Consider the following 12,512-nt stretch of genomic DNA (forward strand, 5'->3'; position numbering starts at 1 on the left):
GAACATTATATATTCCATCAGGATATTTCGTTGGCAGCTCAATCGAATATGTTCCATCGGAACATCTCGTCGGTAAAATATAACGATTCCAAAAAGATATGTTCCATCGGAATATTTGATCGGCTGCACAATTGAAATATTTTTCCATTTAAAAATGTTCCATCGGAACATCTCGTCGGTAGAATATAACGATTCCAAAAAGAATATGTTCCATCGGAACATTTGATCGGTACACAATCGAAATGTTTATAATGATTTAAATATATTCCATCGAAACATTCCATCGGTTGAACAATCGAGATATTTACATCGATTTAAAAAATGTTCCATCGGAACATCTCGTCGGTAGAATATGACGATTCCAAAAAAAATATGTTCCATCGGAACATTTGATCGGTACACAATCGAAATGTTTATAATGATTTAAATATATTCCATCGAAACATTCCATCGGTTGCACAATCGAGAAATTTAGATCGATTTAAAAATGTTCCATCGGAATATCTCGTCGGTATAATTTAACGATTTCCAAAAAAATATGTTCCATCGGAATATTTGATAGGTTACACAATTGAAATATTTATCGATTTAAAAATGTTCCATCGGAACATCTCGTCGGTATAATTTAACGATTTCCAAAAAAAATATATTACATCAGAATATTTGATCGGTTGCACAATTGAAATATTTATCGATTTAAAAATGTTCCATCGGAACATCTCGTCGGTAGAACTTAACGATTCCAAAAAAAATATGTTCCATCGGAACATTTGATCGGTACACAATCGAAATGTTTATAATGATTTAAATATATTCCATCGAAACATTCCATCGGTTACACAATTGAAATATTTATCGATTTAAAAATGTTCCATTGGAACATCTCGTCGGTAAAACCGTGTCGTTTCGTTGGAACGTTGGTACAATCATCAATTTTGTTCTTTTTTCTTTTTTGCGTACCAATCCTGCATAATAAAAAATGCTTTTTTCTTTTCGCCTTGATTTGATACTAGACCTTTACGGTTGTACTCGTCCTGAATACCTGGCAGCAATCTTCTCGGCGATCTGAAATCAACTAAAATCCAAGGGCTTAAACCACTTAGGTGCGGAATTTTTTCAATCATTTTTAAATTCTGGATGTATAAATATTCCTGATATTCCTCTGTCCAGCGTTCGTTTTTTTCTCCGTGAAAACCCGCTTTTGCATCACCTCCAAATTCCGAAACAATGACTGGTTTATTGTATTTCGTTTTCCAGAGAATTTTTTCCGCATCTTCAAGTTTACCTCCGTACCAGCCTAAATATTGATTAAAAGATATAATATCCAAATAATCGCCAATAGCATCGTTAATAGTTCCAAAACCTTCAGAATCGCTTTGTGTTAGTAAAGCAGCACTGATTAATCGGGTGCTGTCCAGAGATTTTGTATGATCTACTAATTTTTTGATGAAAGCATTTCGAGCATCAGAAATTGGAGTTTCATTTGCCATTGACCAAATTATAATGCAAGCCCTGTTTTTATCCCTCGTAATTGCGGCAGTCAATTGATCTTGGGCATTTTGATACGTTTCTTTTCGCGTAAATTCGATTGTCCAATAAACCGGAATTTCTTCCCAAACCATCAATCCCATCTTGTCGGCTTCTCGAATAATGTTTTCGTTATGCGGATAATGCGCCAGACGAACATAATTACAGCCCAATTCTTTTGCCCAGTTTAACAGACGCAAAGCATCTTCAACAGAATTCGCACGGCCGCCTTTTGCATTTTCTTCATGAATCGAGATACCGCGTAAAAAGATTGGTTTTCCGTTTAATACAATTTTATCACCTTGGGTTTCAATAGTTCTAAACCCAATTTTATCGTTTAGTTTTTGTCCGTTAAAATCGATCGAAACCTCATATAATTTTGGATTTTCTGGCGACCAATAGGAGATTTTTTTCGCCGGAATTTCAAAATTCAAAATCCCGTCGGCACCAATTTTTCCTTTGTAATTGATTTTTAATTCCGGAATAGCAATCGAAACCTGATTTTGTGCCGGATTAAAATTATTGATTTTGATGAAACCCGAAATTACCGCTGCATTATTTTTTTTCAGCTGAATCGTATAATCTTCCACAAAAGAAGCTTCTTCTTCAATCAGCGTCACGTCTCGCGTTATACCGCCGTAATTCCACCAATCGGTATTAAGAGTCGGTACATCTTCTTTATGGCGTGTATTATCAACTTTTAAAACCAAATAATTATCTTTTGGTTTTACGATCGAAGTCACTTCGTAATTGAACGGAGTAAAACCGCCTTCATGAGTTCCGAGTTTTTTCCCGTTCAAATACACATCAGCCTTATAATTGACCGCTCCGATATAAACAAAAAGACGTTTTTTATCTTTGAGATTGTAATCAAAAGATTTCTTGAACCATACATTTCCCTCATAATATTTCAGTTCCGGAACCTGAGAAGTCCAATCCCCTGGAATGGTAATTTTCGGTGATTTATCAAAATCATATTCCACCAATTCCTGTTTATTCACCGCATGGTAATTATTAAAATAAGCTGCATTGGATGGTTTTTTCTGCTGGTCATACACATCATGATGAAAACTGTAATACCCCGTTTCATAAGGGTCCACAATGTAATTCCAAATACCGTTTAACGAAGTGGTATTTCGGTTTGGAACGTTTGAGATTAGATTGATATTTTGTGCCTGTCCGAAAATGGAAAAGCCTAGGAGTAATGTGGTTATTAGTTTTTTCATTATTTTGTTTTTTGTATTTGTTGTAAAATAGGAGTGTTTTTTAACCGCAAAGACCGCTAAGGTTTACGCAAAGTTCGCAAAGTTTAAAAAGCTCTGCGAACTTTAGTTTTTTACTTCGTGCTCTTTGGGGTTAAAATAGTAATGTTTTTTAGTCGCAAAGACCGCTAAGGTTTACGCAAAGTCCGCAAAGTTTAAAAAGCTCTGCGAACTTTGCGTTTTCTACTTCGCGCTCTTTACGGTTAAAATAGTAATGTTTTTTTAACTGCAAAGACCGCTAAGGTTTACGCAAAGTTGGCAAAGTTTAAAAAGCTCTGCGAACTTTACGTTTTTTACTTCGCGCTCTTTGCGGTTAAAATAGTAGTGTTTTTAGTCGCAAAGACCGCTAAGGTTTACGCAAAGTCCGCAAACTTTAAAAAAGCTCTGCGAACTTTACGTTTTTTACTTCGCGCTCTTTGGGGTTAAAATAGTAATGTTTTTTAGTCGCAAAGACCGCTAAGGTTTACGCAAAGTTCGCAAAGTTTAAAAAGCTCTGCGAACTTTACGTTTTTTACTTCGCGCTCTTTGCGGTTAAATCAAGCTGTATATCAAGGTTCAATTTTTAAATATTCCCCTTTAAAACTCTGGTTCAGCGCCGTCATTTCAATTGGCAAACCAGAACCATCGGGAATAACTTCAATAGCAGCCTTTCCATTCGCCATTCTGATAGATTCACTTCCTGTTGGAGTTCCCTGATTTTTTAAGGTTTTACCGCCTTTCAGACATTGAAAATAAACGCTTGCCTCATAATCCAGACAACGTAAATTATTATGGTCAACTGCAATTGCCGTAACCAAATAATTGCCGTTTTTTAGTTTTTCTGCTGCTAATTGCAGCGAAACTGCCGTATCATTTTTAGTAAAACGATAGTGTATTTTAAGCGTATCCGAAACAGTTCTGCCTTCTTTCGTTTTTCCAACAGCAATTATAACATTCTCACCTTTAGTAAAAGGGACATCCCAAGTTAAGCCATTTGCAGGATATAATGAAAGGTTTCGTTGTTTTTCTCCCAATGATTTTCCGTTATGAGATAAAGTCACTTTATCGCAATTACTAAAAACGCTCAACGTTCTCGGGGTATTTTCTGGACCTTGGCGCTCTGTCCAAGTATGCGATTCGATGTATGCAAAAGGCTCTTTTGCCCAATAACTTTTAAAAACATAATACGCATCTTTCGGATTTCCGTTTCGATCCGTCAAACCTTTTTGGTTCATGTACGGAATATCATCTTCTGGACGTAAAGGCGTTGCAAAATCCTTAAATGCCCACTGAATATTTCCGACAAAAGTTGGGTCATTCTCAGATACATGCAAATGCCAGTCAAACAAATCGACGATGTAATTTTCGCTCCAGTCGCCAATCTGTGCAATATTCGCCACTTTGGTCTGCACAATCGCTTCTTCCCAGCCCTCGGCTTTTATTACGTTTTCGCCTGTAATTGGATTTTCGCTGTGACGGCCTACGTGACTGTCACCGCCATATTCTGCGTGAATAAAGTGTTGATATTCTTTTTTATAAACATCAATCGCTTTTTGGTAGCTTTTGTAACTTCCAGAATACCAGCCCGACCAGATAGAAGGAGAGAAGACATCTACGATATGCGAACCTTCATAATACTTTCTGATAGCCGTTTTTCTCGTTGGGTCGAGTTTGTGTGCGATGTCATTCAATTCCGTTAAAAATAAATTTGTTTTTTCCGCATTATCGCCGTCCGGAAAATCAGGAAGCCAGTTCATTTCATTTCCAAGCGACCAGATTATAATACTCGGATGATTGTAATTTTGATTGATGATTTCTGCCAGCATATTTTTGGTATTGGTTTTCCAAACTTCATTTCCGATACCGCCGCGGCACCAGGGCAGTTCATCCCAAACCAATAAACCCAATTCATCGCAGGCTTTGTAAACCTCAGGATCTTGCGGATAATGCGCCAGACGGACAAAATTGGCGCCCATTTCTTTGATCGATTTCATATCGGCCCAATGCCGCTCGTTGCTCATCGCAGCACCAACGCCCGCTTGTTCTTCATGACGATGTGTTCCTCGAATTAATAAACGTTTTCCGTTGAGGTAAAACGGACCGTGATCTTTAAACTCAAACCATCTAAAACCGACTTTTTCGGATACGCTGTCTTTTGCTTGATTTTTTTCTGACAATACAGCTGTAAGTTTGTATAAATTAGGTTTTTCGGTATCCCAAAGTTCAGGGTTTTTGATATTTTCGAAAGTTAAAGACAAAGTTTTATCCGAAACCAAAATTGTTTTGCTCGCGACTTTTTTTCCTTTCGGATTTTTTAAAGTTACCGTTAATGATAAATCTTTAGAATTGTCAGGATTTACAATTGAGGAAACAATCTGCACCGAAGCTTTTTTTGCCGAAACTTCCGGAGTTGTAATCTTAATATTTTCAATATGATTTTTGTATTTCGAAACCAGCCAGACATCGCGCGTAATGCCGCCGTAAATAAAGAAATCACTTTTTTGGGACGGAATAATTTCAATATCATAGCTATTATCTACACGAACAAAGACAGCATTATTTCCTTCCTTTATAAATTTGGTAATATCAACAGAAAAACCAATATAACCGCCAATATGCGATCCCGCTTCCTTGCCGTTTATGTACACCTTTGTCGTCACATTTGATCCTTCAAAATACAAAGAATAAACTTGGTTTGGATCGATTTTAGAAATAGTAAGCTGTTTTTGATACCAGCTGGCATCGCGCCTGTAACCCGGATTAAGATCGGTTGCATCTTCGGCATTCCAAGTGTGCGGAAGGTTTAAAGCTGTCCAATTTGAAGATCTTATTGCTTCGTTGAGGTTTACGGTATGGTTTTCTAAATACAGCCAATTGTCGTTAATATTCATCTTTGTCTGAGCAAAACTGCTGCCCAGACAAATCTGAAACAAAACAAAAAGTGCAAAAATTGAAAAAGTTTTATTCGTTTTATTCATAGGTACAAAGGTTCATAGTTACAAAGGTTCAAAGGCTTTTCTGGCTCAAATGTTCTGAGGTTCTAAGGTTCTAAGGTTCTAAGGTTCTGAGGTTCAAAAGCTTTTAGTTTCAAAGGTTTTGAGGTGCTGAGGCTGAGGTCCAAGAGCTGAAAACCTCTGTTGCTTTGTCACTTTGCACCTTTGTTACTTTTTTTAAAGTTTCCAAGGTTGAAAACCTTTGTCCCTTTGTCCCTCAGAACCTTAGAACCTCAGAACCTCAGTCCCTTAGCACCTTAAATTACTTCTTTCTCAGTAAAGCTTCCAGATAATAATAATCGGCATAGATTATTGGTTCGTCAATTTCGTCGTTTTTGGGCCAGTTTCCCGTGCTGTGATCAAGTAGGAAAGGTGCTTTTATTGCTGTATTGATGATATATTTATCAGATTGAACAGAAGCTATTAGTTTATCCGCGAAAGCGCGATAACTTTTATTTTTGGTATACCCATACAATTCATATAATCCTGAAGCCATAACCATAGCAGCAGAAACATCACGAGGCGAGTTCGGAATGCTTGGATCTTTAAAATCCCAATACGGAATCCCATCTTCCGGCAGGTTTTTATTCGTCATAAAAAACTGCGCTGTTCCTTCGGCTTGTTTTAGATAAGCAGGATCTTTGGTATAGCGGTAGGACATCGTAAATCCGTAAACGGCCCAAGCCTGACCGCGTGCCCAAACCGAGTCATCATTATAACCCTGCAAAGTGGTTTTCTTTCTGACTTCGCCTGTATTTGGGTTATAGTCGATAACATGGTAACACGAATTGTCTGCTCTAAATTGATTTTTTAAAGTCGTATTAGCATGCTGAACGGCAACGTCACGATATTTTGGATTTCCAGATATTTTTGAAGCCTCAAAAAGCAGTTCCAGATTCATCATATTATCGATAATTACCGGATAATCCCAGATTTCCTTGTTGAAATCCCAAGAACGAATCGAACCCACTTTTGGATTAAACCTTGTGCATAAAGTCTCTGCGCCTTTAATAATTACGGCTTCGTGTTCTTTCTTGTTTTCCACTTTCAGCGCTTCTCCAAAACTGCAAAACACTTTAAAACCTACGTCATGCGAATTACTATTGACGCTTTCTTTTTTGCTGAAAGGCGTCCATTTCTGAGCTTGTTCTTTGTATCGGGAATCGCCTGTAAGACGGTACAATTGCCAAAGATTTCCGGCGAAAAAGCCGCTTGTCCAGTCTCTTGAAGGTACTTTACGAATTTCATTGGTTTTGATGTTCATACTTCTGGGCATCGACATCGAATCTACCGGATAATCGAGTAGCATTTTGTAACGCGTTTCGAGGATGTTATTTGCAGCTGTATTTTGCGGCTGTGAATTAATCCCGGTTCTGCATGCCGTTACCAGCGATGCAAAACCAAGAATTAAAAAAATAAAACTAACTTTATTCATGTTGGTAGGTAAATTTTTTGATCTAGTAATTTTTGAACGCGGATTTAGCCGATTCGCTTTCGCGAAGACACGGATTGATGCGGATTTTTTATTTAATCTCTCAATTTGAAATAGCTGCGGGAACCATTTTTTATTCTCCCGCAGATTAAGCAGATTAGGCAGATTTTTTTATTCAGATTTTAAAAGATTACTTTTTTAAATCAATCTGCTCAATCTGCAAGATCTGCGAGAAACCTAAAAGCAGCGGTCTATGTGAAAATCTTTTAAAAATCCGCGTGAAACCAAATTTCAAAAAGCACATAAAAAAATCCGTGTCTTTGCGATAGCAAATCCGTTTCATCTGCGTTTAATTAATACCCAGGATTATTAGGTTTTAAATTTGGATTAATCGCCAATTCAGTTCCCGGCAGTGGCCATAAATAATCCTTGTTCGGATCAAAATTAGCATGCGGTTCCAAACCGTTCGGACCAAAAACTTCTGGACCATTTTTAAGCCTTTTAATATCGTACCATCTGATGTATTCAAAAGCCAATTCCAATCTTCTTTCGTCAATAACCATTTTTCTGAAATCTGATTGAGACAATCCCGGCGTTACATTTGCCGGAAACGAAACCAGTTTTCCAGCTTTGTTTCTGGCTCTGGCGCGTACTCGGTTTACATATCCGTCTGCTTCTGTAGTTCCCGGACTGATTTCGTTTAGAGCTTCGGCGGCAGTCAACAAAACTTCTGCAAAACGCATCGTAATGTAATTGTGCTGCGAGGTTCTTCCGTTTGCACCGGCTTTTCCCGGAAAGCGGAAATATTTTGCAATATGCGGACGCGGTGCTTTTTCGTTATCGCTTGACGGAAAAACCTGTAAGGAGCCTCCCGGACCTGTTTTTTTTCTAATAATCGTATCAAAACTTACCGCTCTCCTGTAATCTCTTTGATCCCAAGTTTGAAATACTTTTAAAGACGGAACCGCCACAGAAAATCCCTGTCCGTAGCTGTAACTGTCATCTTTTAGCGAACCAGTAAAAAATGCCGTATAATCCTGACCGTAATTTCCAGAAGTTAAGTTGTTAAAATCAATAGTAAATAGAGGTTCTTTTAATGCAGCGGTTTTGTTGGCATTAAACAAATCCTGAAAATCGGCATCCAGACCCAAACCAAATTTGGCTTCGTTTGTAATTACATATTTCGCTTCGTCATAGGCTTTTTGGTATTGGCCTAAAGTCAAATAAACCGAAGCGAGATAACCCGCAGCCGTTCCTTTTCCAGGGACAGCTTTTACTTTTGGTTTGTCTTCCAGCCATTGCTTCGCAAATTCTAAATCAGCAATGATTTTTGGGTACACATCGGCCTCTTTTGTTTTGCTGATGGTATTGATCTGTTTCACATCATTGACTACAAAATCAATGTACGGAATATCGCCAAAAAGACGCACCAAATGATAATAAGTAAAGGCTCTTGCAAAGTAAGCCTGCGCGACAATTGCATTGACTTTTGCAGGATCTCCAGGTGTCTTTTTAGCACCTTCAATCGCCTGATTTGCGGCCGTAATAATCACATAAGACTGCGGCCAGAAGTTGGCTACCAATGCATTGGTATCGTTCATACTCATATCGTTTACATCGATACGCGCTGCTTGAGTAGTTCTGTCCCCAATGTCAGACATGTCATCACGCAGCATTAAGGCAATGGTAAATTCTCTTCCCCAATAATTGTTGTGCGCAATATTGGCAAACGCTCCGTTTACCGCTGCTTGCAAATCGTCTGTATTGTTGAAGAAATTGTCTGGACGAATGATTCCCGTTGGTTTTTCTTCCAGATCAGAACAGCTGAAAAAAGCGAGTGTTCCGACAAATAGAAAAGCGATATATTTTTTCATGTTTTTGCTTAATTAGAATTTTACATTAAATCCAAAAGTGAATGTTCTTACGTTTGGATAACCGCCGTAATCCAATCCCAGATTGGTATTACTTCTCGAGTTGGTGTCGTTTAAGTAATTCGTTTCAGGATCGGTTCCCGGATAATCCGTAATCGTCCAAAGGTTTTGTGCACTGATGTAAAAACGAATTTTACTCAATCCCATTTTCGATACTACTTTTTCATCCAAACTATAGCCGATAGAAACGTTTTTCAAACGAATATAACTGCCGTCGTAAACAAATCTTGAGGTAATTCTTTTCGTTCTTGCTGCATTTGCAGGAACATCAGTATCCGTATTGGTCGGTGTCCAGGCATCCAAAACTTCTGTTGTCGCATTGTTGTTTCCAGAAGCCAGTTCCATCAAAGTATAATTCAAAATTTGATTGCCTTGCGAGCCTTGAAAGAAGATATTTAAATCCAGATTTTTATACGTGAAATCATTATTAAAACCAAAAATGAAATCAGGATTTGGATTTCCAATAATCGTTTTATCCTGAGAATCCAGTTTTCCGTCGCCATTATAATCTCTGAATTTTTCTCCTCCTGCTGCAGTTTCAAAATTCCCTGGTAAAACGGTTTCGCCCTGCTGAATCACACCATCATAAATAAAACCAAAGAAAGAACCAACCGGTTGTCCGACTCTCAAAATCTGAGATTCTGTTGCCAGGAAATGACCTGGAGCAGAGTTGATTAAAAGGTCTTTGTTATCAGCCAGTTTCAACACTTTATTTTTGTTAGACGAAATATTAAAACTTGTAGACCAAGTAAAATCTGGACCAGTAAAGTTTCTAGTATTGATCCCCAGTTCCCATCCTTTATTTTCCAATTCGCCCACATTTTGAAGCTGTGAAGCGATTCCCGAAACTCCCGGAAGCGGACGGTTAAACAACAAATCTTTGGTAATCGTTTTATAATAATCTGCCGTAATACTGATTCGGTTATCAAATAAACCCAGATCAATACCATAATCCTGCTGATAAGAAGTTTCCCATTTCAAATTCGGATTGTCTAAAGAAGTCAGCTGCACTGCATTTACGATCACGTCACCGCTCACATCATAGATTTCAGAAAAACGAGAAAGGGTAGAGTAAGCGCCGATTGAAGGGTTTCCTGTTGCACCATAACTCGCTCTTAATTTAAGGTTCGAAATAGTTTTGCTGTCTTTTAAGAAGTTTTCTTTCGCCACATTCCAACCAATTGCTCCAGACGGAAACGTTCCGTATTTATAATTTTTACTAAAGCTCGAAGAACCGTCTCGTCTGGCCGTAAATGTTAGTAAATATTTATCGGCATAATCAAAATTCAACCTTCCAAAAGCAGAAATCAGTTCGGTTTCAGACAAACCTGAATCTGGTTTTAAAAATACCGTTCCAGCCCCTAAATTTCTGTAAGAGTTCGTATTCGTTAAAAATCCTCTTGAAGCGGCATACGAATTTTCATTTTTGTTTTTTTGATAAGAATAGCCGCCAAGAACGGTCAGAATTCCGCGGTCGATAATTTCACGTTTAAAAGTCAAATAATTCTCTGTCAGGAAAGAAGAAAATCTCGTGTTGTTTACAGAAGCTTCTCCTTTGATATTTTTCCCGGCAATTAAAGTAGAAGGAATAAATCTTCCGGTCTGCGAATTATTATCAGTTAAACCTAAAGTAGTTTTAAAATCAAGATCTTTTGTGATTTGATACTGCGCAAAGAAATTATTGCGGTTTACGATAGACGTCGTTTCCAAAATATTTTCCATAGCCGTGGCGTACGGGTTGTCAATATCATCACCAATTGGCGCTGTGGTAGTAAAACTTCCGTCAGGATTATAAATTCCTTTGTCTGGCATAAATCGGTAAGCCGATGCAATTACACCTGCAGCTCCAGTTCCTCCAGCTCCCGTCTGGCTTACGATTCCGTCTTTGTTTTGTTTGCTCGTAAAAGTATTTAAACCTACTTTAAATTTCGGACTTAAATCAGCTTCCAGATTGCTTACAATCGTGTATTTGTCAATACCAGAATTAATTACAACTCCATTTTGGTTAAAATAGGTTCCAGAAACATAATAACGAACGTTTTCAGATCCGCCGGAAAATGACAGCTGCGTATTCGAAATCATTCCGTCTCTGTAAATCACATCCTGCCAGTCTGTGTTTGCAGGACCCTGCGTATGTGTTGTAAAACTTTTGCGATACGCCGCAAATTGATCGGCATTTAATAAATGCAGTTTGTTATTTACTGATTGTACTGAAGTCGAGTTGCTGAATTCAATAACTGGTTTTCCGGGTTTCCCTTTTTTGGTCGTTACCATGATAACCCCGTTAGAACCCCTTGATCCGTAAATCGCTGTTGCCGAAGCATCTTTTAAAACTTCGATAGACGCAATATCCTGCGGTGCCGGCATAGAAACGCCTGCAAAACCGTCAACTACGATCAAAGCATCGCCGCTGGCATTAATAGAAGTTCCCCCGCGAACCCTGATTTTAACTGGCGCGCCTGGCTCGCCTCCGTTATTCGTCATAACAGAAACCCCCGCCGCACGGCCTTGCAAAGCTTGTTCTGCATTTAAGAGCGGATAAGCTGTTAATTCTTTTGCCGTAACAGAAGATACAGAACCGGTAATATCGCTCTTTTTACGCGTTCCGTATCCCACTACAATTACTTCGTCTAGTGCTTTGGTGTCTGGTTTTAGACTAACATTAATTACAGATTTAGTTCCAACTGGAATTTCTACAGTTTGAAATCCTACGAAATTGAAAACTAAAACGGCATTTTTTTCATTAACAATTACGGTGTAGTTTCCGTCCATATCGGCAGAAGCACCGACAGAAGAATTTTTAATATAAACATTGGCACCAGGAAGTCCGAGTTGATCCTCGCTGGAAACAATTTTTCCGGTGACTTTTTTTTCCTGTGCATTCATCATGAAATTTACCAGTAAAAAAGATACGAGTAAACACCATTTAAACGGTTTGTTTTTTGGGTTAGTGAACATTCATTTTTTGGTTTTAGGTTAATAAGTTAGAAAGTAGAAAACCAATAAACTCATTCCGATGATGATGATCACAAATAAAATCTGGAGTACAATAAAATGTGTTTTTTTGATTTTCATATCGCAAATGTAGAAGCCAAAAAAGAAATAGAAATACAAAAAAGGGTATCTAAAAATACAGATACCCTTTTTAAAGCCTTTAAAATGCGGACTATTTAAGTAAAATGTGAAATGTGAGAAAATGTGAAAAGTGAAAAGTGAAATGGGAAATGTAAAATGTGAAATGGGAAATGTGAAATGGGAAATGTAAAAAGTGAAAAGTGAAATGTGAGATGCAAAAAGTAAAAAGTAAAAAGTGAAAAGTGAAAAGTGAAAAGTGAAAAGTGAAAAGTAAAAAGTGAAATGTAAAAAGTGAAAAGTATGGTCACATCTA

At 37.9% G+C, this 12,512-nt stretch carries 5 protein-coding genes; all 5 read right to left on the reverse strand.

Features of this window, described 5'->3' with window-relative positions:
- Nucleotides 1-929: 929 nt before the first annotated feature.
- Nucleotides 930-2,753, reverse strand: coding sequence for a glycoside hydrolase family 2 protein (locus tag C4F50_RS14515; RefSeq protein ID WP_194139374.1), 1,824 nt, complete (start codon nt 2,751-2,753; stop codon nt 930-932).
- Nucleotides 2,754-3,337: 584 nt separating this feature from the next.
- Nucleotides 3,338-5,746, reverse strand: a complete 2,409-nt coding sequence (locus C4F50_RS14520; RefSeq protein ID WP_194139375.1) for a glycoside hydrolase family 2 protein — start codon at nt 5,744-5,746, stop codon at nt 3,338-3,340.
- A 277-nt stretch (nt 5,747-6,023) separates the two neighbouring features.
- On the reverse strand, nt 6,024-7,196 hold the full coding sequence (locus tag C4F50_RS14525; RefSeq protein ID WP_194139376.1) for a glycoside hydrolase family 88 protein: 1,173 nt from the start codon (nt 7,194-7,196) through the stop codon (nt 6,024-6,026).
- Between the two features lie 350 nt (nt 7,197-7,546).
- On the reverse strand, nt 7,547-9,067 hold the full coding sequence (locus tag C4F50_RS14530; RefSeq protein ID WP_194139377.1) for a RagB/SusD family nutrient uptake outer membrane protein: 1,521 nt from the start codon (nt 9,065-9,067) through the stop codon (nt 7,547-7,549).
- Nucleotides 9,068-9,079: 12 nt separating this feature from the next.
- Entirely contained in the window at nt 9,080-12,082 is a 3,003-nt protein-coding gene (locus C4F50_RS14535; RefSeq protein ID WP_194139378.1) for a SusC/RagA family TonB-linked outer membrane protein, read from the reverse strand.
- Nucleotides 12,083-12,512 lie beyond the last annotated feature (430 nt).

It is taken from the genome of Flavobacterium hungaricum (genome assembly GCF_015182285.1).
Taxonomy (GTDB): Bacteria; Bacteroidota; Bacteroidia; order Flavobacteriales; family Flavobacteriaceae; genus Flavobacterium; species Flavobacterium hungaricum.

Coding starts and splice junctions, on each gene's coding strand:
- C4F50_RS14515 (WP_194139374.1), bottom strand. CDS start 2,753: ATGAAAAAACTAATAACCACATTACTCCTAGGCTTTTCCATTTTCGGA.
- C4F50_RS14520 (WP_194139375.1), bottom strand. CDS start 5,746: ATGAATAAAACGAATAAAACTTTTTCAATTTTTGCACTTTTTGTTTTG.
- C4F50_RS14525 (WP_194139376.1), bottom strand. CDS start 7,196: ATGAATAAAGTTAGTTTTATTTTTTTAATTCTTGGTTTTGCATCGCTG.
- C4F50_RS14530 (WP_194139377.1), bottom strand. CDS start 9,067: ATGAAAAAATATATCGCTTTTCTATTTGTCGGAACACTCGCTTTTTTC.
- C4F50_RS14535 (WP_194139378.1), bottom strand. CDS start 12,082: ATGTTCACTAACCCAAAAAACAAACCGTTTAAATGGTGTTTACTCGTA.